Raw genomic sequence first — 21,373 nt, 5'->3', positions numbered from 1 at the left:
CTCTAAAATACTCACGATGAATACTTTTTTGATGGTATGAGGAAAAAACTGAATCAGCTTGGTTATCTTGGTTGGATAATTGGCGTGAGTGCCTTAATTTTGTTTGGGTGCAGCAGCTTGCGACACGAGTTGTTTCAATCAAACGCTTTTGACTTAGGAATTTTTGACCAGGCAGTTTATTTAATTAGTCAAGGGCAACCGCCTATTAGTTCTTTCATCGGTTTTCATATTTTGGGCGATCATGCTGCTTGGATATTCTATCCCTTGGCTTTACTGTATAAAATCTACCCTAGTGTTTACTGGTTATTTGCTGTCCAGGCTGCTGCCTTGGCATTAGGCGCTTTGCCGACTTGGCATCTAGCCCGCCAAGCTGGATTGAAGGAAAACCAAGTAATAGCGGTGGTATTTGTGTATCTCTTGCAGCCATTGTTATTTAACGCCAATTTATTTGATTTTCACCCAGAAGTGATAGCTGTACCACTACTATTGGCGGCGGTTTTAGCAGCAAGGTTAGATCGGCTAGGATGGTTTTGTTTAAGTATTTTCCTGGTGTTGGGATGTAAGGAAGTATTATCCCTGACCGTTGCTGGAATGGGAGTTTGGTTACTTTTGTTTGAAAAGCGGCGTTTATATGGTGCGATCGCTCTTTGTGCTGGTGTCGCCTGGTTTCTGATTGCTACTCAGGTAATTATTCCTTTTTTCAACAGTGCAGAAGCAACAGCAATGCTACGTTACAGCTATTTAGGTAATTCAGTTCTAGACATTGCAAAAAATATAGTGTTTCAGCCAGGACTGCTCGTGGGAAGGGTTTTTTCACGGAATAACCTAGAATATTTGGTTCTGCTGCTAGCACCTGTGATATGGGCGCTTTCCCCACAAGGAATAAAACCTTTAGTAGGAGCTATTCCTTGTTTGGCGCTCAACATTCTAGCTGATTACCCACCTCAAAAAAACTTGATCCATCAGTACTCTATTCCAGCGCTGCCATTTCTGGTGTTGGCTGTAATTTCCAGCCTCGCCGCAGGTAGGGGATGGCTCCAAAATAAACGAGCGATTATCCTGTGGTCATTAGTGGCGTTTTTAAGTCTGGCAAAATTTCCCCATTTTGGAGGTAAATATTTAAAATCTATAGATACTTGGCAAGCTACAAAACAAGCGATCGCTCAGATTCAAACTAAAGGAAGCGTTTACACCACAGCAGAAATTTCCCCGCATTTAAGCCACCGAAAATTGATTACGTTTACAACTAGCGATTCCCCACCTGCTGATTTAAATACTTATAATTATGTATTGCTCAATGTCCGTCATCCAGGCTGGTCAAATAGTCAGGAGTTTACTGCTAGCTTGGCCAATCAACTTAAAAATAATCAAGGATTTCAGTTGAAATATCAGCGTGATGATGTGTATTTGTTTGTCAAAGTCGCTTGAGCGTTGGAGTAATAATTCTCATTGCTGTTGATAAAAAGTCGATGTATAGCAATCCGATTTGATTCTTGAATTACTCGTAGAGACTGGGGACTGGGAAGAAGAAATAAAGGTGTACTGAGTTTTTTCACGCAATCAAATATGAGTCCTATATAACTCCTCAATTGTTACTCAACCGCCCTCAGTAAACTGTATGACAAGTTCATGCTCATCAAGTAAAGCAGTTTCTAATAGAGCTAGCCGTCCTGTAGCAATTACATTCACTTCCCGTTCTTCGGGTTTAATAAATAATAAAGCAGACATGATATAAATTATCTTAACTGAATACCAAAGAACAGCGCTTTGCCTTTGTGCTGGATGACTTTGAGGCTATAAAGCGATCGCACTCTACAATCAATCTTTAGAAATAACTGAGCGTATTGGTAATGTCTAAGGCAAAGCAATGACTCTGTGATGGTTAGAACATTTGGCAGAACAGCAGCGTGAATATACTAAAGCGATATCCTATTTGCAACCAGCTTTAGAGATTTTGCAGCGATTGAAGTCACCACACGCTGAAACTGTGAGTGCAAGTCTTGATAGGGTAATTCATAATGACGCTCCTACGTCGCTCATAGCGTTGCCATGCCGCAGGCTTTACGCTACGCTAACGTAATTCGTAATTACAGCACCGAAAGATTTTTTATCTCACGCAAAGGCGCAAAGACGCAAAGAAGAACGCGAGAGTGTTTTATAAATAAATGAAAATTGCTGTAATGAGTCTTTGATACTCGCGGACGAGTCTTTTATACTCGCGGACGAGTCTTTTATACTCGTGGACGAGTCTTTTATACTCGTGGACGAGTCTTTTATACTCGTGGACGAGTCTTTTATACTCGCGGACGAGTCTTTTATACTCGTGAATGAGTCTTTTATACTCGCGGACGAGTCTTTTATACTCGCGCGAGAGTCTTTTATACTCGCGGACGAGTCTTTGATACTCGTGAATGAGTCTTTGATACTCGCGGACGAGTCTTTGATACTCGCGGACGAGTCTTTTATATTCGTGAATGAGTCTTTGAACTCCATTAATCAACCTCAGAGCTTCGTTAATGAACCTTTGAGCTTTGTTAATAAGTCTTTACAGCAATTCAGGACAGAGAATCAGGATCTATGCCGAGCGATCGCAACCGTTCTCGTAATAATTGGGTTTCCTGCTGTGCTTGCTGAACTTTTTGTTCTGCTAGTTGAACTTTTTGTTCTGCTAGTTGAGCTTTTTGTTCTGCTAGTTGAGCTTCTTGTTGAGCAAGTTTTTTGTCTTCTTCTGGTGTTAAAAACCTTTGCCCTTGCTGGTTATACCAATACAACCACTCGCGCGGAATGCCTAGATAAGTTCCCTGTTCCATGCCAATTCCTAAACCAATATCTGGTAGCCAAACAGGATTACCATCTTGAAATTCATAAACATTATTAACTAATTTGTAAACTTCTAAACGTGGCTTACGGCGACGAAATGGATTGTAAACCACATAATACAAAATCCCCAATCTTGCATACTCTGCTTTCTTGGTTGAGTACTCACCGCAATATGTCTGAGACACTACCTCCAGCGCTAATATCGGTACTCTCTTCTCTTCCCAAAGCACGTAACTGGGGCGGAGGTTTTGATCGTAAAATCGCTCTACGCCCAAACTCAAAAATCCATCTGGGACTATCGCTGGTAAATCTGGGTCATGATAAATCCCCATATCTATACCAAAAAACCAATCCATGCGTTCTGCCCAAACCATCGCTAAGATAACTTTGAGTAAACCTGGAATTATATTTTGTAATTCGTTATCCACTGGGGTATCGTCAGAGTCTGGCAGTTCCTCAGATGAAGGCAAACAAGCTAATGGATCGTACTTTAGCATGATGGGTTTACTCTTCCTCAGTTATTAGTACATTTTTATTTTATAAATGAATTTTGATAGCAATTTAAATGAAAGAATCAGGATCTATGCCTAGCGATGTCTAACGACAAGCCGAGGAAACATCTACGCATTTTTTTACTAATAATTTATACCAATTATCTAAAATAAGCCAACAGATGTAAGCAGGGATTGCTTTGCTGCATCTAAATTTCTTAATTGCGAATGGGCGAAAAAGCGAATTGGTATTAGCTTATTGTTGAGCTTGCTGGCCTTGTTCTTGCCCCCCTTAAAAAGGGGAGCGGGCGCGGTCTTCTCCCATTCGTGAAAGGCTAGCGCCTTTTTTTCGGAACGCTACGCGAACGCGGAGTGTCTCGTAGAGAAGGGGGTTTCCCCCATGAGCGACTGGCGTGGGTTGGGGGGATAAAAAGTTTATCGGGCAACTCTAAAAGACTTGTGTTTACACTGTAAACTAACAGAAAAAGACTAAGGTTCTCAGACTTTAGTACCCTTGCTTATTGGGTATTAGTTTTCTACTTGTTTGAGCTTTTGAAAAATTTCATCAAGTGGTGATTCAGATTCATCAGGACAAAACTCTAAAGCAAGTCTAACTTTTCCTTTTTTCCATCCCTGAGTACTAAATTGCAAAACTTCGCAATTTAATCCTTGGGTATACAAATTTACTTCGTCTGTTTCTTCCGCTCCAATATATTCCTTAATTGCTGTAATCAAATCACGGACTTTAAAAGTTTTAGCAATATTTAACTTATTAAAAGTGTCTGGTTCTATAGACACAACTTCATCATGGTTTAGTATCTCGAATCCATCTTCCATAAAAATCTCCTGTCACTAAATCTATACTTTCCACAGATTTAGCAGTTCATCCGAAATAATTCCCAAGAGATAAATAATAGTAAATTTAAATCTGCTCCTTTCTCCCTCTTTGCCAGAGGCTACGGTATATACACAAGTCTTTGGTGATGCAATTTAAGATTTTCGCCCAGCCCCTAAGATACCTCAAGAAAGGTTTTGCTACGCCAAACCTCTACCTCTCCTTAGTAAGGAGAGGGATGTCCGATAGGACAGGATGAGGTTTTTCTTTTATTTTGGGTAATTCGATCGCTTGTGTGTACACCGTAGCCGCCAGAGGAGAGGGGTTAGGGATGAGGTTACTAAAAGAACCAACCGTAAGAATGCAAACCTTTACCCAAAAGATTCACACCGAGATAGCAAACCCAAACAACAACAAAGCCGGTGGCGGCTAAAATTGCAGGACGACGCCCTTGCCAACCGCGAGTGATTCGGGCGTGGAGATAGGCGGCGAACACTAACCAGGTAATTAATGCCCAAGTTTCTTTGGGGTCCCAACTCCAGTAGGAACCCCAAGCTTCGTTAGCCCAAACGCCACCGGCAATAATACCAATTGTCAGCAGGGGAAATCCTAGCCCGATGATGCGATAGCTGATGTTGTCGAGGGTTTCGGCAAGGCTAAGGCGCTGGGGTGAAAGAGGTTCAGCAGATGCTACAGTTTGAGGCTCAGAGGTAGTTACTAAACCCAAAACTGCGGTGTTACCGTTACCGTTGCCGTTGCTACTAGTTTCAAAACGAGCAAAGCCGTTATTTTCGGCAGAAGGGGCTGATGGTTGAGAAATTAGCTCAGATGCTTTGTTTAAGCGGTAGCCGTTGCTGCGATAGCCACCAGTACCTACAGAACTACCTTGTAGTTGGATGTTTTGACCGCGAGTCACAACTAAAAAAGCGATCGCTAATAATGAACCTACCATCAAAGCAGAATAACTCAACATCATGACGCTGACATGCATCATCAGCCAATTTGACTTCAAGGCAGGTACTAGGGGTTCTGACGCTTGCATCTGGGATGGTAGTGTCACAGTAGCAAAAGCAGCGATCAACATTGCTACTGGAGCTGTAACAACTCCTACTAAGCGGCTACGGCTACTACTTTCAGCAATGAGATGGACGGTGGTAATTCCCCAAGTTAAGAAAAACAGGGATTCATAGAGATTACTTAAAGGAAAGTAACCAGCTTCTATCCATCGTGCCCCTAGTAGAGTCGCCATGCACAAATTAGCGATCGCCATTCCAGCTGTCCCCAAAGCGGCTAGATAAGGCAGATTTGGAAAAGCCGCTCCTCCCCAATACACCAGCATTGTTAGGAATAATATGGCAAAGGAGGCATTGTCCAGCCAGTTCTGGAGTATAACTAAATTCATAAAGTCTTCTCTCCGTGGATGATTTAAAATATCGATTCTGACTGTTCTGATCCTATATGCTTAGAGGGTCATGAAACAGGGTAAAGTTAGGAGTTATGAGTTATGAATTAATAATTTTTAATACCATTCTCTTTTAAGGTTGCTAAAGATGATACCGCTCTGAGGTAAAGAAACACCAGACTCGAAGATTGATATATAGCAATATTTTTGAGAATTGGTACAATTTCAAACTCTTAACTTCCTACTCCAAACTCCAAATTCCAAACTCCAAATTCCTAACTTTTCAAATTGCTGTTATGGAGAAGTCGTAGATGGTGTAGCAGAACTGCTCTTATTGCTTTCTGGACTAGGCAAGGCAGTTGAGTTCCTAACTTTTTTGAGTGTTATAAAAACGTCGTAACGGTTACTGCGACTGTCACTGACGGCAGATGTCATGCCAATTGAGCGCGTTGCAGCTAGCAAAGTTTGTTGATTGGCGGTGAGAATTGTTGGGGGAAGATTTTTCAGAGTTCGTTCCACATCCAGAAAAAATTGACCATTTGTCGGATTTAGTTCTGTAGGAACTGTTTGTTGGAAGGGAAGAGTGCTAGCTAGTGTGTTGTTGGGTTTGGGAAGAATTTTATCAGTAACGGGAGCGCCCACTACTAGAAAAGCGACATCTCCATCTAACCAGCCGTGGGTGGCAGTTAAGGTACCATAGGGTGAAACCCAGTTAACAACGGGTTGCCCTGCGACTTTCGCTGGTTGAACTTGGAACTGGTATTGATTTCTCATCACGTCATCGAGCTGTTTTATGGATGTTTCAGCTGATTGGCGATCGCTGCCCTGTACCATGAACACCAAACCCGCACGAAAATCATTTGGTGAACCTTCTTTTGGAGTAGTAGGAATCACTGATAAGGAAAACTCGCCTTTCATCCAACTGAGCAAATCCTTATCTAAGTCGAGAGTGGTAAGAGATTTTATACCACTTCTAAGTTGTTCTGGTGCGATCGGCGAGAGAGGATTTCCCTGAGATGTTAAAACGTAATCTCCCCACAACCTCTGTAAGTTTCCCCCGGAAAGCATCATTAAGGTTTCTGCTGGTACGCGGCTTTGCATTTGCCCAGCTTTGTTTTCTACCGCCAGCACCCGTTGACTATTAGGGTTTAACCAAGAAACGCCCTTGAAGCGGATTCCTTCTGCCTCTAAGGTCATTGTCCCCGCTAAACCTTGGTTATTTTGCAGTTGAGCCAAAACTTGAGCAGGTAAAGGGCGATTCGGAGAAGCTGCGGCTATTTTGGCTGCTGTTGGCACATTTACGTAAAACTGGCCAAAGCGTTCGTAATTGGCAATTTTCGGAAAGTTCTCAGCAAAGCCCCCTGTTGTAGCTAGAGATGTTTGATTTTTGTAAGCATCAATTGCTCGTTCTGTGGCTTTGGGACTATCAGTTATAACTAAAAAACGCCCATCTAGTAATGCTGCTGAGAAGTTTTCTCCTGCTTGTCCCTGGCTTTGTTTAATGGCGATCCCTTGATAAATACGGTCAATCCATTTGCCTTGTTTAAGGGTTTTGGGTTGTGCCAAAATGTTTTTGGCGATTTCTGGATTTTTCACTGGTAATACCATTACCATCGACTGCTGAACGCTTGCAGCATCTTCATTGGTGGTAACTGGTTTGGGTGCAGCAATACTTGCTGTTGCTGGGGCAAGGATTGCGATTGTAACGTCATTGCCTACCCAAGGAGCGATATCTTTCTGGAAGTCGTAACCATTATTAGTGAGAAAGCGATCGCGCAATTCTACTAAATTTTTGTCCAGTTCAGCTTGGGTTTCTTTTGTGCCAAACTGCCGCAATTTCTGCCACTGCTGGGGATCTGTTGTCAGAGAAACCGCAAACAGGGCATCACCAGGAATAATATTTGCACCTACTAGCAAATCGCTAGAAGATCGTTGTCTCTGGCTTAACAACCAGTATGCTACACTACCCGCACCAATCAATAGCCCAGCAGCCGAGAGCGTTAGCACCAGAGACGGTTTTTTATTTTTCTTCATCGGAACAGACACAAGAGGCGGTGCCATTGAAACCTATACCTTATACTTGCAAACTTATTACTTGCTTAATTAGTTAAGTACACCAACAGGTTTAACCATTTTTTAGGGCAGTTAATTATATTAAATTTTTTCACCCTAGATGTTGATGATACTTCGGTAATCAACCTTCCCTACTCTTTCAAAAGCTGTGTTTTTGACTCAGTTACCATTTTTAACACGCTTTTTTGAATTTCGTAGGACGTTTCCCTAAGATTAATGCCTCAGTCCGAAAGTTTTTGCAAGTAAATCTGTTATTTCAAGCAATTAGAGAATATAACTAACTTGACAAAGCTGGAAGCCAATTTCAGCTTTTGCTCGGTAGCGATATGCGATCGCCACCGGAAAGGGCGGGTACGCGATCGCGCCACATTATAAGTACAGTATTTTTTGGGGCAATGCGGTATAGCTTTGGTATACCGTCAGGCTTATCGCCTACTCATACTTGCAACTCAAATCCAGGTAGTATATCTTCTCCAGAAACAATCGCTGGCATTTGCACAACTTCTACAGCTTTCAAAAGTCGGTAAATTTCAACTCTTGCATCTTGAGGATTAATCAGCCAACCCAAGCGCAGACCATTTTTAATGTATTCCTGCATTTTCTCTTGAATTGGTGCAAGCCGATCTGTCTCCGAACGCAGTTCAATCAAAAAGTCGGGTACAAGTGGCGGAAATTTTTTTCGTTGTTCTGGCGTTAAAGCTTCCCACCGCTCCAATTTTACCCAAGCAGCATCAGGTGAACGTTTTGCACCGTTGGGAAGTATAAATATAGTTGAAGAACTAAAAACTTTCCCTAATTTAGCTTCACGATTCCAATTATTTAAGTCTGTAATTAAATCTGCTTCTTGATTTCCGCTTTCTCCTCCTACTGGTGGCATAATTATTAATTCTCCGGCTGCATTCATTTCCAGGCTTAAATCACGATTGGCAATACACAATTGATAAAATTGCTCATCGCTTAAATGAGCAATTGGTTCTAGATTTAGCACAACAGTATTCATTAAACCTTTCCTTGTGTCTTTCTTGCTAACATCAGTAGGAAATTCTTGCTTGTTGGAAAATTTCTTGAGGTGTAATTTGCAAACCTTCAAATAAGGAATCTTCTAAATTATCAGTACCACGTTTGGTTTGAGGGAGAATATCAGGATAAAAAATAGTAATAGTTTTTGCTCTAGAATCAATAATCCAAACTCGTTTAACTTTAGCTTTTAGATAATCAGTAGCTTTTTCGGTCATTTCTCCAAAAGTTTGACCGGGGGAGATAATTTCAATGACTAATTCGGGTGGAACAGGACAAGCTTCATCTTGCAACCAATCAGCAGAAAGACGATTATAAGAAATATAAGTCAAATCTGCTACAGGAACCCAGTCTTGTTGATTTCGTGTTAGCTTAATTGCCCATTCAATTACAACCCGCCCCTTTCCTTGCGCCCATGCAGACAATAGTATAAATAACGCACCTGTTATAGAACTATGAAAAAATTTTGGTGCCATCTGATCGTTTTTGAATTTGGGAACAGCTTCTCCATCAATGAGTTCGTAGCTGATATCTCCTTCGGGAAGCGCGAGAAATTCTTCGAGGGTGAGTTGGGTTTTGAGTGGAATCATGGTTGAACTGGGGGAATGACTCTATTTTAGAGAGGATGCGATCGCAGAACAACGGCAAACCATCACCGAAAACTCATTAGTCTAACGGCACTACTACCAGATTTGATAATTTCATTGTATGATTTGAGCTACTTGGTTTTGCTGGGTAGCGAGCGATCGCGCCACATCATGCCTTTTTACTGATTTTTGGAATTTAATTGCATAGCTCCCAAATATTTAGTTAAATAAGGGGAAAAAACTTCATAAATTAAGGTTAGTGGCTGTCCATGATGCCAAAACAAGTAATGGCGACCCCAAAAAGGCCCAGTTACATCAAAACCAGACTCTAGCGCCAATGAGTCACCATAGTAAATTCCTCGAACATCCCGATACAACTCTGTGCGGAGACGAGCTAAACTCGCCCAAATTGGTAATGAACGATTTTGCAAATACTCATCTACATGACTGGCTTCCCACCACGAGGTAGCATAGGCTAATCGTTGACCAGAAGCAGTCCGCAGCCACACTTGTCGCCGTAGTCGCGGCCCTGGAACAGCTTGGATTAAGTCAGGTGCAGCATCCAAGTCCATGCCAATCAATGACATATCAATAACATCTACTTCTACAGGCTCACCTGTAAGCAATTCTAGATGACGTGTTGGAGAGCCGTCACCCAAAAGCATTAGCTGCCAAGCAGGTGCTAACTGAGTATGAGGTAAACTTTGTTGAATCACTTCCTCCCCTCCTTGCCAAATCGGAGTGAGGCGATGCCAAGCTGCTGGCAGTGTTAAGTTGTTTGTCGGCGTAAAAGTAATACTCAATGCTTTTTACAAAACTTCACGTATCTCTATAAAAGCATAAAAAACTAGTACTTTGGCAAGGCAAATTTGTTGGGTGGGGAGTAGGGAAAGATTTTTTCGTTTCGTCAAATTTTCTATTATGTAGTAAGCACTTCAGTGCTTTAAACAAGGACTAAGAGAACTCCACACAATGATTTCTTCTATCATAAGAAAAGCAAAATACAGAATAAGTAATCAAAAAGCACAATATTAACACGTATTTATAACTAGAGGTTTTAGTTTATCCTCTTTTAATTTTAGTGCTGGTACTAATGAATATATGTTTTTTCGTGAACTACTATTGGCATTAAATAAATTTGAAATTATTTGAAAAAGTACCTTTTACCACCTTAGGAACAATTAAGTCTATACATAAAATGTCCTCACTCCGCTACTGTTTCCGAGTATAGAGTTACAGTTTGTAAGGGTTGCTGGGCAAGTATAGAATATGGGGGTGATCCGGAAACCGCAAACTTTATAAGAGGTACTTGTGTATTTCTATCACTCTTTGTAAGCGGTAGCATGTGTCTAACTTTCCACATTAGCGAAGCATCAGTCACTGCTATTATTATATTTTTTTTGATAGCTGTAATGCTATCTTCATTGGCGGTTACATGGTATCAAAATCGAACTAAAGGTAGAGTAACCTTCCGTCGTTAGAAATAAAACATTATTAGCACGAAGGCCAACAATCCCGTTGCACAACGACGGATAAAAATATTTGGTGATTCCGAAATTGTCTGCACTCGCTCCTATACCCTCGCTTGGTGAACAAGAGTGTGGGTATCATTGGCTCAACGATCAAGCACAAGTTTATTACCGCAAACTTATTTACCCAGCAACATTACCTTAGGGGAGTAATAAAGCTAGATTCAGATTTAAGGGTCAATAGTCACGGTTCAAAAAACCTTAGACTATTGACCCTATGGTTAGACAAGCAAAAATGCGGATGGCGAGACTCGAACTCGCAAGGCAAAGCCACACGCACCTCAAGCGTGCGCGTATACCAATTCCGCCACATCCGCATGGTTTGTCTAAATATAGACTATAGCATAAGAAACTAATTATAGTAAGGTGATATCTAAAGTTATATTCCTCAAAAATATAAATTTCCTCAAGGCGGTATCAGACTGACAGAAATTTAGCAGATGCACAAGTGATATTAAAAAGGGTAGAGCGACTGTGGGAGGTGCGGTGCGATGGCGGATCGCAAAAGCCCAGTTTGGTAAGCTAGCCAAGACTTACAGCAGCAATGTTGTTAGTGTAGTAAAACTCGTAGAGGCAGCAAGGCTGCAATATGCGAGTTTGCTTAGTAATCAGGGTGGCGAATCTCCTGTGATAATTTGAAATAAAGTAAAAGCGTCGTTTCAAATTGGATCAGAGAAAATGTCAATCTACTGGTAATGATATCGAAACTAAAAAATGAAGTTTGACAAAATATTAATTGCCAATCGGGGAGAAATCGCCCTTCGCATTCTCCGCGCCTGTGAAGAAATGGGGATTGCAACAGTCGCGGTTCACTCCACCGTTGACCGAAATGCTCTCCACGTCCAACTTGCTGATGAAGCGGTTTGCATTGGCGAACCTGCTAGCAGTAAAAGTTATTTGAATATTCCCAATATTATTGCTGCCGCATTGACGCGCAATGCGACTGCTATTCATCCAGGTTACGGCTTTTTGGCAGAAAATGCCCGGTTTGCGGAAATCTGTGCTGACCACCATATTGCTTTTATCGGCCCAACTCCAGAAGCGATAAAGCTGATGGGGGATAAATCCACTGCCAAAGAAACCATGCTAAAAGCTGGAGTTCCGACAGTACCAGGTAGTGAGGGGTTGGTAGAATCCGAGGAAGAAGGATTAAAATTCGCCAAGGAAATCGGCTATCCAGTGATGATCAAAGCCACAGCTGGTGGCGGCGGACGGGGTATGCGCCTGGTGCGTTCTGAAGATGAATTTGTCAAACTTTTCCTGGCAGCCCAAGGGGAAGCAGGAGCAGCTTTTGGTAATTCTGGCGTTTACATAGAAAAATTTATTGAACGTCCCCGCCACATCGAATTTCAAATTTTGGCGGATAACTACGGTAATGTCATCCACTTGGGCGAACGGGATTGCTCAATTCAGCGCCGGAATCAAAAGCTACTAGAAGAAGCACCAAGTCCGGCTCTCGACCAAGACCTGCGTGAGAAAATGGGACAAGCTGCTGTCAAAGCTGCCCAATTCATCAATTACAGTGGGGCGGGTACTATCGAATTTCTCTTGGATAGATCGGGTAAATTCTACTTTATGGAAATGAACACCCGGATTCAAGTAGAACATCCTGTAACAGAGATGATTACTGGAATAGACTTGGTTGCCGAACAAATTCGGATTGCCCAAGGGGAAAGACTCAAGCTTACACAAGAGCAAGTAGTTTTGCGGGGTCATGCGATCGAGTGCCGGATCAACGCTGAAGACCCCGATCATGACTTTCGCCCTTCTCCTGGACGGATAAGTGGCTATCTTCCCCCTGGAGGCCCTGGTGTTCGCATTGATTCCCACGTTTACACAGATTACCAAATCCCGCCTTACTACGATTCCTTGATCGGCAAGTTAATTGTTTGGGCCCCAGACCGACCCACTGCTATTAACCGCATGAAACGCGCACTCCGGGAATGTGCCATCACTGGACTACCTACCACCATTGGGTTTCATCAAAGAATTATGGAAACTCCACAATTTTTGCAGGGTAATGTCTATACAAATTTTGTCCAGGAGATGAACGGGTAAGGGACTGGGGACTGGGGATTGGGGACTAGGGAAGGAGAGTTTTCCCAATACCCAATGCCCTATGCCCCATGCCTAATTCACACGAGCTAGCATTGTCAGTAATCCTTGCTGACCTAGTAATATTTCTCGCACCAGACTGAAGATACCAACCCAAATAATAGGTGTAATATCCACTCCGCCTATAGGTTGCACCAGTTTTCGCAATGGGATTAAAAATGGTTCGGTAGGCCAAGCTATTAAATTAAAGGGCAAACGATTTAGATCCACTTGCGGATACCAAGTGAGAATGATCCGAAATATAAATAAAAATGTCATCAGCCCTAACACAGGGCCAAGAATCCAAGCAGTCAGGTCAACACCAGTCATCGGTTTAAGGTACTATCTATCTGTAAAGAAAGAAAAACTTAGGCAATGGCAAGCCGCGCTTCGATAACGCCACAAAATTTGAAGCTTTGTAAAGCACTCTCATCATCATTTTAACCAAATGCTGCCACTTACTTCTGGAATAGAAAAGCAAACTCCCTCACAGCAGTTACCAAGTTTGGCTGTTCAGAGTTAGAGGCTTCTCAAGAAAGTAATACACTATTAAAATTAGGATGAAGTGTGTAAAAAAAGGTTTAGAAGTATGACGCCTTCTTTAGCAAATTTTCTTTGGAGTCTGCTATGGGGTACTGCAATTGTTGTGATACCCGTTACAGTTGGTCTAGTTTTCATTAGCCAGAAAGATAAAATTCAGCGTTCATAATGCTTATGAGAGTCAAACTGACTCTCACAACCGATTGTCTGTCAGCTATTTATAATTGCACTAAAAGCAGCAGTGTTTGCTGCTAGAAGCAGTTGTAGCTAATAAACATAGGTTTTTTTATTTTTCGGTGAACAGCTTCAGAGCTTCTTTGCCAGAGGCTTTGAAGCTTCAATATATCGTCCCTAATTACAGTAGTGATTTTAATTGTGACTCGCTAACATAGATTTGATATTGGGAAAACAGCAATGATAAATTTTGGGCTGAACTCAGCCAGTTTTCTGGCTCAGGTAAATTTTGGGGCAAACTCAGCCAGTATTCTAGGAATTTTCCTGGCTGTGGCTGGGGCAGCACTGTATTTTCTTCGCACTGTGCGTCCAGAATTGTCACGGGATCAAGATATCTTTTTTGCGGCAGTCGGCTTGCTCTGCGGCTTCATTCTCGTATTTCAAGGATGGCGGCTAGACCCGATTCTACAATTTGGTCAACTACTTTTAGTTGGCACAACTGTGTTTTTTGCAGTTGAAAGTATTCGTCTGCGGAGTATAGCGACCCAGCAAGCAAAGCGCAACACTCCGATTGTGGATGATGAGCGAGAGGTAAGCGGAAATTATTCAATGAACCGCAATCGGAAGAAGTATGGGGCTGAAATGGAGGCAGACTTAGATCCACTGCCTTATGAAGATGAGGAAGACCGCCCCGTGCGTGCCCGGATTCGCGGTAGCAGGGATGAGATTTCCACTCGTGATGACTACTACCAAGAGCAACCCCCCCGTCGTTCAGAACGCCGCAACAGCAGCAGTAGTGAAAGACAGGCTCCAGCAGATAGAACGCGGGGGCGGACTTCTGGGCGTCCTGTAAATCGCCCTTCTGAAAGCTCTGAAGAAGAGAATTGGGGTTCTTCATCTAGGCAAGTTGATGATTGGGAAAGTTCGGGAGGGGAAGTCAGAAAACCTTCTCGGCGTAATAATAACGGATCTGGGCGTCCAGAAAGCCGGGAAGATGATGTTACTCCCAGACCAAGAAGGCGTCGTCCACCCACTGACTCAACTCCTCGAAGACCGCGCGAAGATGATGAGGCGATTCCAACTGATTATGTGCCATACAACCCGGTTGAAATGCCAAATGAGGGGCGAGATAATTCGACCGATTTTGATGACGATGTTTAAAACAGTTTGCGTAGAACTAGGTTTAAAGGCGACGGAAAACAGTTGAGGTGGAAAAATTTACGCCTACATTTTGGCTCCAAAGACCAATTCATTGGAGCCTGGTTTTTGGTTTAACAAGTTTGCTTGCATCTTGTGGTTATAACGATATTTCCATAGGGCCTACTTCTCTCAACAGTCGCTACACCGAGGAGCAACCTGCTTTGAGTGGAAATGGGCGCTTTTTAGCGTTTGTATCTAATCGGAATGGTAATCAGCAGCTACTGGTTTTCGATTTGGAGAGGCAACTGTTTATTGGCACACCGGGGATAAACCGAGCGGAGACAATTGCTGAAAGTCCTAGCTTGAGCTATACCGGGCGTTATATTGCTTATCTTACTAGCGACCAAGGTAGACCAGTGGTGGCGCTTTACGATCGCGCTACACAACAGTCGCAAATCGTCACACCAACCTATCGCGGCTGGGTCAGAAAACCAAATATCAGCCCCGATGGACGTTATGTTGTCTTTGAAACCGCCAGCCGTGGTCAGTGGGATATTGAAGTCCTAGATCGAGGGCCAAATATTGAGTTAGATATTCCTAATGGTGCAACTGTAAGTTCACCTCCGTAGGGGAGCAGGGGGAGAATAATTACTGATTAATGATTAATCACTATATATGAAACGTGTTTTTTTTATACCTATATTTTTATGCTTAAGTTTATTGACTGGGTGTTTTGGCTACCCTCGCCTTTTGAGTTATCCCTTTGACCCGGGGGGGCGGAGTCTTAATAGTTTAGCGTCGGAATTAGACCCCCAAATTTCTGGGAGATACATTGTTTTTATTACTGACCGACGGGGTAGCCAAGATGTTTATATGTTTGATACGGTAACTCGTGATTTGGTTGATTTGCCAGGTTTAAACTCCTTTGATGCGATCGCAACTCATCCTAGCGTTTCCCAAGATGGTCGTTATATCGTGTTTGGTGCTAGTCGTCAGGGGCGATCGGCTATTTTTCTTTACGACAGGGAAACACGCCAATCACGAAATTTGACTAATAACCTACAATCTGAAGTCCGCAACCCTACAATTAGCGCTGATGGTAGTAGGATTGCTTTTGAATCCAGTAACAACGGGCAGTGGGATGTTTTAGTATATGACCGTTATGGACAGCCATTGAATATACCTCAAGAACCACGTTGAAATAGAGTTAGGAGTTATGAGTTAGGAGTTAAAATTCCTAACTCCTAACTCATAACTCCTAACTTTTGTTTTCTACCTGTTGCACAGATTCAATGAGCCTACGCACTTGTTCTGTCCCTTCTGAAGGTTCAAACGACAAGGGAAACTTACCCCGGAGGATCATCCGTAAACCGAGGGGTGCAAGACTGAGTAATCCTCTTAAATCTTTAAAGTAATTACCGACAACTTGTAAACCAAATTGACGTTCATCAATCCAACCACCTTCTTTAACTAAATCCACCAGCACTTTCCGGTGACGAATTGAGCGACTATCAGTTGCTTGTTTGTGGGTGAGAATTTCTTGTTTAATTTTGGTGATTTGTTCTAATGGTGCAACTTCCATTGGACAAACTGAATCGCAGTACAAACAACGGGTACAACCCCATACACCTTTAGTACCTTCGTTGTAGCTTGCTAAACGATTTTCGGTGTCGCTATCGCGGGAGTCTGCTACCATCCGGTAAGCTTTGGCAAGGGCATGGGGGCCAACAAAGTTTGGATCAACTTCACGGGCGTTGCATTCAGAGTAACATGCACCACACATAATACAGTTACCAGTTTGATCGAGGCGCGATCGCTCTTGTGGTGTTTGCAAAAACTCTCTTTCTGGTACTTGTCGTGCTGCTGTACTCACATAAGGAGCAACAGCTTCTAGATTATTCCAGAAGCTGCTCATATCTACAACCAAATCTTTAATCACGGGCATATTGCCCAGAGGAGCGATCGTGATTTCGGGAATGGGATTTACTTTACTTTGGGATGATGCTATTTGTTGTAATCTGGCAAGTTCACTGCCAACATTTTCCTTACAAGCTAAAGCCGAACGCCCATTAATTCGCATAGCACAGCTACCACAAATTGTATTACGGCAATTTTTGCGAAATGCCAACGTTCCATCTTGCTCCCACTTAATATGATTGAGGCAATCCAGAATTGTATTACCTGGTTCTGCCTCTACAACGTAGCTTTGCACCACTGGGGAGGAATTTTGTTGCTGTCGAATGACCTTAAAAATAACTTCCATGACGATTAACCAAAATTTTAAAATTGCTTCACCAGCCTCAAAAATCATGATTCAAGACAGGTAGTTGCGAAAAGTGAGCTATACTTTTTTGATCTTCATTCAAAGCCTGGTGTTAATAGGCTGACCATCAAAGAGCGACTGATTCTAGTTTAACGATAACCATTCAAACTTTACTTGTAGTAGCGCTGTAGGCAAGATTTGTGTCAATTTATCAGATAAAACGCCAAAAATGTAATTATAGCTTTGCATTGAATTTACCTGTTTAGGAATGTAAAGGAAAGAGCGTTTTACCTTCATCTCTGACCTAGCGATCATATCCCAATTAAATGCATGTCAGGTTAGCGACACGTCTTGATGTCAACTTGAGTCAGAGCAACTAACTAGAAAATTGAGCAGAAGCTACCGCTTGACGGAATTTTTTGATTATATAGAAGCGTAAAAGGGTCTGTTCAATATATAGTAGTGGCAATCAAGCGATAGGTATATGTTAAGAGATTTATTCTTACCATAGACAGACGTACAAAATTATCTGACAGCTTTTGAGCTTACGATAATAAACCGAGTAAAAATTCTCACGACTTTCAAATAAAAGTTCTTGTACCGGGAATCCTGGATGCATGAGACTTTTAGATTTTTGCCTCCTCTCAATCAAGAAAATCTTGAATTTAACACATTGGTCAAAACTGCTCGTCTAAATTAGATAAATTTTTATAAAAGGCAGATGGCAATACTCACGCTTGCAATAAAGGGTTAAAAAAATCCTCACTGCTTTTTCCAAGCTTTAAGTCCAGGAATTTAAATAAAAATTTACCAGCAACTTTAATTCAAAATTAAACAACTATTTTGCTATTATTAGTCCATGCTAGTATTTAATATAAAATTACGAAGACACAAAACAGAATCAATAGCCGTATCAGCGCGGCTACTACTGCTTTGTTGATTCGTAATGTAGAGACAAGAAAATTCGCGTCTCTACTGGCAGGACAAAAGGGCAAATGCCCGTAGGACTCTATTGAAATACTATGCTGTCCTAAGCTTAAGAGGAAGAGTAGAGAAAACTCTACCTGCTCATTGGCCAAAAGGGCAAGCACTAGAAGTGGAAAACCTGCATTTTTTGGAATGTACGACTTATTCGGAGTAGAATCAACCCAATTTGTAAAGGTGGCTGAAAGTTACACCGCTACAGTAGCGCCAAAAGAGAAAATAATTTCATTTCTGATGGCGAATAATGGTTAAAAGTGCCGTGAAATCAGCAAAATTAATTTCTATGGCAACTATAACCTCTAATTGGTTGTAGACAAGCATATATAGAAGTGCTTTTGGCTCCTATCGGCAGGAACTGACCCGTTACACTAGAGTCCTAAGTAGCTCTATGCAAATGCTAAAAAGCCAAATGCCAGCATTTGACTACATCATTTATCAGTTTGGAGAGAGTAAGGAAAATTTGAGCATAATGACTGAAACTGCAACCGCACCATTAACCGGAAAAGCACTACTTGCTAAAGTAAAAGAACTTTCCACTTTACCACGCCGAGAAAGAGCTAAACAGTGCGGCTATTACACTGTTACTAAGAATAACCAGGTTCGTGTCAATCTCACTGATTTTTATGACGCTTTGCTATCGGCTAGAGGTATTCCTCTAAGTCCAGAAGCACCTAAAGATGGTCGTGGTCGTGAACCGACATATCGCGTTAGTGTCCATCAAAATGGTCAGATTGTGATTGGTGCAACATATACCAAAGCAATGGGCTTAAAGCCTGGAGATGAGTTTGAAATTAGGTTGGGATACAAGCATATTCACCTGATTCAACTCGGTGAAACTGACAAAAAACTAACCTCACAAGATATAGACTCTGACGAATCGGACGAAGATTTGGAAGACGAAGAGTAAATTTGCTGATGGTAGGGATAAGTTTTAGGTGATGATAACTTGTCCTTACCCCGAAAGCAAACTAGTACAGGTCGGCGGAAATAAACCTACCATTTCATTACAGCCAGAAAGCTCAAAATTAAAGCTTTTTGAATGCGTGAATGCATGACTTTTGACTTCCGCCTTGCGGTACTAGTAGCTTTATTTAGAAAATTTTGTCACAAGTAAAGAATACGATTAGGCCCCTTGCAGAAGTCACCAAATTTAGTTGAGTCTTGATTAATCAGCAAGAAATCTATAGTGCAAGAAGTCTATCGTGTTTTTTTTGTTTATTTTGAAAACTTACTTTGAGTCTCCTGTCAACGCTTTACTAGCGGTTATGGAAAATGCACCAGCACTAGTTGTAGTGATGGCATTTTTTATTTTATGGATAGTTTGCTGGTTGCCAGTGGCAACAGTATCAGCAATATTACTCAATTGGGAACCTCCCAAACCTTTGCAGCCAGAGCAAAAGATGCCGTTATTGGTGTCACTCTACCTATTAGCTCCCCTGATTCTGTGGGGAGTTAGTTGGCTTACCAATAAATCTTTTTCGGATTACGGCTTTGTTGGAAATCTTTCAACTCTTGGTTCTTTAGCACTAGGTTTCGGTTTGGGAGTAGTGAGCCTAGCTGTTGTATTTAGTGGGCAATTCTGCTTAGGCTGGTGTTCTTTTGAAAAGACGAATTTCAAGTTACTACTACCCATCTTGCTACCGATTTTCTTGATAGCGTTATTAGTCGGTGGGATAGAAGAGTTAGTTTTTCGCGGTTTCATGTTCACTGAATTAGCGCAGGATTATCCAGTTTGGGTAGCAGCAGCAATTTCTAGCTTGATATTTGCCTTGCTACACCTAGTTTGGGAGCAACGTGAAACCGCACCCCAACTTCCTGGATTGTGGCTGATGGGAATGGTGCTGGTGTTGGCACGCTTTGCCTCTAGTAACAATTTGGGTTTAGCTTGGGGATTGCACGCGGGATGGATATGGGCGATCGCTACTATAGACACAGCAGAATTAATTACTTATACAGGTAAAGTCTCTGATTGGTTCACAGGTAAGAATAAAAAACCCCTAGCTGGCTTGGCGGGAATTATTTGTGTATTGGGAACTGGAGTAATTATCTGGCTTTTCTCTAGGTATTTTTAACTTCGCGTTAAGGTGCAACTCTAGTTTAGAGAAATGCTAAGTAGATAGACATAAATAAAGTGAAAATAAGGCGCTCGTGTCGCCCACCCCACAAGAGATGATTAATTTTTGTGGGGTGGGCTTCTCTTTGCTAGAGATTCCTAATCCCTAATACTTAACCTCCAAAACCAGGAATTAAACGCTTGAGGGCACGACCGGCAACATCGCTATAGCGCAGTTCTCCACACAGAATCTTACCCATGATTTTGGCACCAGAGGGACGCTTAACACCAACTTTATAGCCAATGCCAGGAAAGCGATAGAATGCTCCACCTAATTTTTGCGCCCATGCCATCTCAGTACCCCATTCTTCATTAATGGCTTCACTATATTTTTCTAAAGCGTTAATTTCACCAGAAAGAGCCTCATTAATGGCTCCTGCTGCAATCAAACCACTAAAAATTGAGGGGCGAATGCCTTCTGCTGTCATGGGATCAACCACACAAGCAGCTTCCCCAGCCAAAACTGCATTTTGAGTATGCAATTTTTGGTTGCCATCCCACAAGCAAAGGGGATAACCATACTGCTTACTAGTTTTGATATCTACATCAAACGATCGCGCATACTCATCTAAAATCTTCTTAAAGTCCTGGGGTTCGCCGCCGACAAATGTACCGATGCCAATGGAATAACCATCAGCCTTCGGGAAGTTCCAAATGTAGCCATTTTTCACCAAGCCAAACTCGAAGTGAATTGTGGATTTGTCTTTGACAATTGCGGGAACTTCTGCTTCCAAAGCTCCTGCTAAACGGCGTTTACGGTCTTTAAAGCCTAGCCATTTTGCCATTGGCCCTTTGACACCATCAGCCGCGATTAAGTAGCGACCTGTAACTGGGCCATTGGCTGTGTTAACTTGCCAATAGTCACTTTTAAATTCAATACCCGTAACTTCAGTATTATCTCGGAGTTCAGCTCCTTGCTTCTGTGCTTGCTGCACTAGAAAATGGTCAAAAATATCTCGTCGCACCATCCAAACTGGTTCTTTTGTGGCGATTTTTGCTTCCACAGGGTCGCCCAATTTCCAGGTAAAGCGAAGGGAGTCGGCTTTCACAGAAATCGCTGGGCTAAAATCAAAGTCAAACCATTGAGCGATCGCTGGAGATACACCACCGCCACAAGGTTTATATCTTGGTAAGGATTCTTTTTCTAACACTAATACTGAGCGACCCTGTTTGGCTAAATGATATGCAGCTGTTCCACCAGCTGGTCCAGCGCCGACGATGATGGAGTCGTACATAAGGCTGAATTTTGCTCCTCAATTAGTTTATTTTCTATTGAGTAGGGGCAATTCATGAATTGCCCCTACTTGATCA

At 42.2% G+C, this 21,373-nt stretch carries 20 protein-coding genes and 1 tRNA gene; 9 read left to right on the top strand and 12 right to left on the bottom strand.

The genetic code is table 11. The features are described from left to right. Positions 1 to 36 precede the first annotated feature (36 nt). Positions 37 to 1,428, top strand: a complete 1,392-nt coding sequence (locus tag ACFFAP_RS05430) for a DUF2079 domain-containing protein (RefSeq protein WP_375510263.1) — start codon at positions 37 to 39, stop codon at positions 1,426 to 1,428. Between the two features lie 168 nt (positions 1,429 to 1,596). Here the strand turns inward: ACFFAP_RS05430 and ACFFAP_RS05425 are convergent, their stop codons facing one another. The 9 genes from ACFFAP_RS05425 to ACFFAP_RS05385 form a co-directional block, all read right to left on the bottom strand. Further along, on the bottom strand, positions 1,597 to 1,728 hold the full coding sequence (locus tag ACFFAP_RS05425) for a hypothetical protein (protein ID WP_375510262.1): 132 nt from the start codon (positions 1,726 to 1,728) through the stop codon (positions 1,597 to 1,599). A gap of 827 nt (positions 1,729 to 2,555) precedes the next feature. Further along, entirely contained in the window at positions 2,556 to 3,317 is a 762-nt protein-coding gene (locus ACFFAP_RS05420) for a Uma2 family endonuclease (RefSeq protein WP_375510261.1), read from the bottom strand. 522 nt (positions 3,318 to 3,839) lie between these two features. Beyond that, positions 3,840 to 4,148: a KGK domain-containing protein gene (locus tag ACFFAP_RS05415; RefSeq protein WP_375510260.1), complete on the bottom strand. Its 309-nt coding sequence runs from the start codon at positions 4,146 to 4,148 to the stop codon at positions 3,840 to 3,842. 338 nt (positions 4,149 to 4,486) lie between these two features. Beyond that, positions 4,487 to 5,548: a c-type cytochrome biogenesis protein CcsB gene (gene ccsB, locus ACFFAP_RS05410; RefSeq protein WP_375510259.1), complete on the bottom strand. Its 1,062-nt coding sequence runs from the start codon at positions 5,546 to 5,548 to the stop codon at positions 4,487 to 4,489. A 294-nt stretch (positions 5,549 to 5,842) separates the two neighbouring features. Beyond that, positions 5,843 to 7,609, bottom strand: coding sequence for a DUF3352 domain-containing protein (locus ACFFAP_RS05405; RefSeq protein WP_375510258.1), 1,767 nt, complete (start codon positions 7,607 to 7,609; stop codon positions 5,843 to 5,845). A 448-nt stretch (positions 7,610 to 8,057) separates the two neighbouring features. Continuing rightward, the gene (locus ACFFAP_RS05400; RefSeq protein WP_375510257.1) at positions 8,058 to 8,621 is read right to left on the bottom strand and encodes a Uma2 family endonuclease; all 564 of its coding nucleotides are present in this window, start codon (positions 8,619 to 8,621) and stop codon (positions 8,058 to 8,060) included. A 31-nt stretch (positions 8,622 to 8,652) separates the two neighbouring features. Further along, on the bottom strand, positions 8,653 to 9,228 hold the full coding sequence (locus tag ACFFAP_RS05395; RefSeq protein ID WP_375510256.1) for a Uma2 family endonuclease: 576 nt from the start codon (positions 9,226 to 9,228) through the stop codon (positions 8,653 to 8,655). A gap of 176 nt (positions 9,229 to 9,404) precedes the next feature. Then, positions 9,405 to 10,028, bottom strand: a complete 624-nt coding sequence (locus ACFFAP_RS05390) for a chorismate lyase (RefSeq protein WP_375510255.1) — start codon at positions 10,026 to 10,028, stop codon at positions 9,405 to 9,407. A 962-nt stretch (positions 10,029 to 10,990) separates the two neighbouring features. Then, positions 10,991 to 11,071 (bottom strand) — tRNA-Leu (locus tag ACFFAP_RS05385). 157 nt (positions 11,072 to 11,228) lie between these two features. On the opposite strand from ACFFAP_RS05385, the gene ACFFAP_RS05380 reads away from it, so the two are divergent. Both ACFFAP_RS05380 and accC read left to right on the top strand, forming a co-directional pair. Beyond that, positions 11,229 to 11,393: a hypothetical protein gene (locus ACFFAP_RS05380; RefSeq protein ID WP_375510254.1), complete on the top strand. Its 165-nt coding sequence runs from the start codon at positions 11,229 to 11,231 to the stop codon at positions 11,391 to 11,393. A gap of 75 nt (positions 11,394 to 11,468) precedes the next feature. Then, positions 11,469 to 12,812 carry an acetyl-CoA carboxylase biotin carboxylase subunit gene (accC, locus tag ACFFAP_RS05375; RefSeq protein ID WP_375510253.1) on the top strand — a complete coding sequence of 448 codons (1,344 nt, stop codon included), beginning with the start codon at positions 11,469 to 11,471 and terminating at the stop codon, positions 12,810 to 12,812. Positions 12,813 to 12,884: 72 nt separating this feature from the next. Here the strand turns inward: accC and ACFFAP_RS05370 are convergent, their stop codons facing one another. Beyond that, positions 12,885 to 13,178, bottom strand: coding sequence for a YggT family protein (locus ACFFAP_RS05370; RefSeq protein ID WP_375510252.1), 294 nt, complete (start codon positions 13,176 to 13,178; stop codon positions 12,885 to 12,887). A 259-nt stretch (positions 13,179 to 13,437) separates the two neighbouring features. Here ACFFAP_RS05370 and psbX point away from each other — a divergent pair, with 259 nt between their 5' ends. The 4 genes from psbX to ACFFAP_RS05350 all read left to right on the top strand — a co-directional run bounded on the left by psbX (position 13,438) and on the right by ACFFAP_RS05350 (position 15,902). After that, a complete protein-coding gene (gene psbX / locus ACFFAP_RS05365; protein ID WP_099100805.1) occupies positions 13,438 to 13,557 on the top strand; it encodes a photosystem II reaction center X protein in 120 nt (39 codons plus the stop codon). 245 nt (positions 13,558 to 13,802) lie between these two features. Beyond that, a complete protein-coding gene (locus tag ACFFAP_RS05360) occupies positions 13,803 to 14,723 on the top strand; it encodes a Ycf66 family protein (RefSeq protein WP_375510251.1) in 921 nt (306 codons plus the stop codon). Positions 14,724 to 14,770: 47 nt separating this feature from the next. After that, positions 14,771 to 15,331 (top strand): TolB family protein, encoded by a 561-nt coding sequence (locus ACFFAP_RS05355; protein WP_375510250.1) that lies wholly within the window; start codon positions 14,771 to 14,773, stop codon positions 15,329 to 15,331. Positions 15,332 to 15,377: 46 nt separating this feature from the next. Next, a complete protein-coding gene (locus ACFFAP_RS05350) occupies positions 15,378 to 15,902 on the top strand; it encodes a TolB family protein (RefSeq protein ID WP_375510249.1) in 525 nt (174 codons plus the stop codon). Positions 15,903 to 15,960: 58 nt separating this feature from the next. Here the strand turns inward: ACFFAP_RS05350 and ACFFAP_RS05345 are convergent, their stop codons facing one another. Then, positions 15,961 to 16,965, bottom strand: coding sequence for a succinate dehydrogenase/fumarate reductase iron-sulfur subunit (locus ACFFAP_RS05345; protein WP_375510271.1), 1,005 nt, complete (start codon positions 16,963 to 16,965; stop codon positions 15,961 to 15,963). 1,453 nt (positions 16,966 to 18,418) lie between these two features. On the opposite strand from ACFFAP_RS05345, the gene ACFFAP_RS05340 reads away from it, so the two are divergent. Together ACFFAP_RS05340 and ACFFAP_RS05335 are read left to right on the top strand one after the other, a co-directional pair. Continuing rightward, a complete protein-coding gene (locus ACFFAP_RS05340; RefSeq protein WP_069074038.1) occupies positions 18,419 to 18,856 on the top strand; it encodes an AbrB family transcriptional regulator in 438 nt (145 codons plus the stop codon). 295 nt (positions 18,857 to 19,151) lie between these two features. After that, positions 19,152 to 20,021, top strand: a complete 870-nt coding sequence (locus ACFFAP_RS05335; RefSeq protein ID WP_375510248.1) for a lysostaphin resistance A-like protein — start codon at positions 19,152 to 19,154, stop codon at positions 20,019 to 20,021. A gap of 154 nt (positions 20,022 to 20,175) precedes the next feature. On the opposite strand, the gene ACFFAP_RS05330 is transcribed toward ACFFAP_RS05335, so the two are convergent. Beyond that, a complete protein-coding gene (locus tag ACFFAP_RS05330) occupies positions 20,176 to 21,297 on the bottom strand; it encodes a geranylgeranyl reductase family protein (protein ID WP_375510247.1) in 1,122 nt (373 codons plus the stop codon). Positions 21,298 to 21,373 lie beyond the last annotated feature (76 nt).

Origin of the sequence: uncultured Nostoc sp. (assembly GCF_964245575.1) — a bacterium.
In the GTDB taxonomy this organism is placed as follows: Bacteria; Cyanobacteriota; Cyanobacteriia; order Cyanobacteriales; family Nostocaceae; genus Nostoc.
Note: the sequence above shows the minus strand (reverse complement) of the source record. Positions and strands in the feature narration are given on the sequence as shown.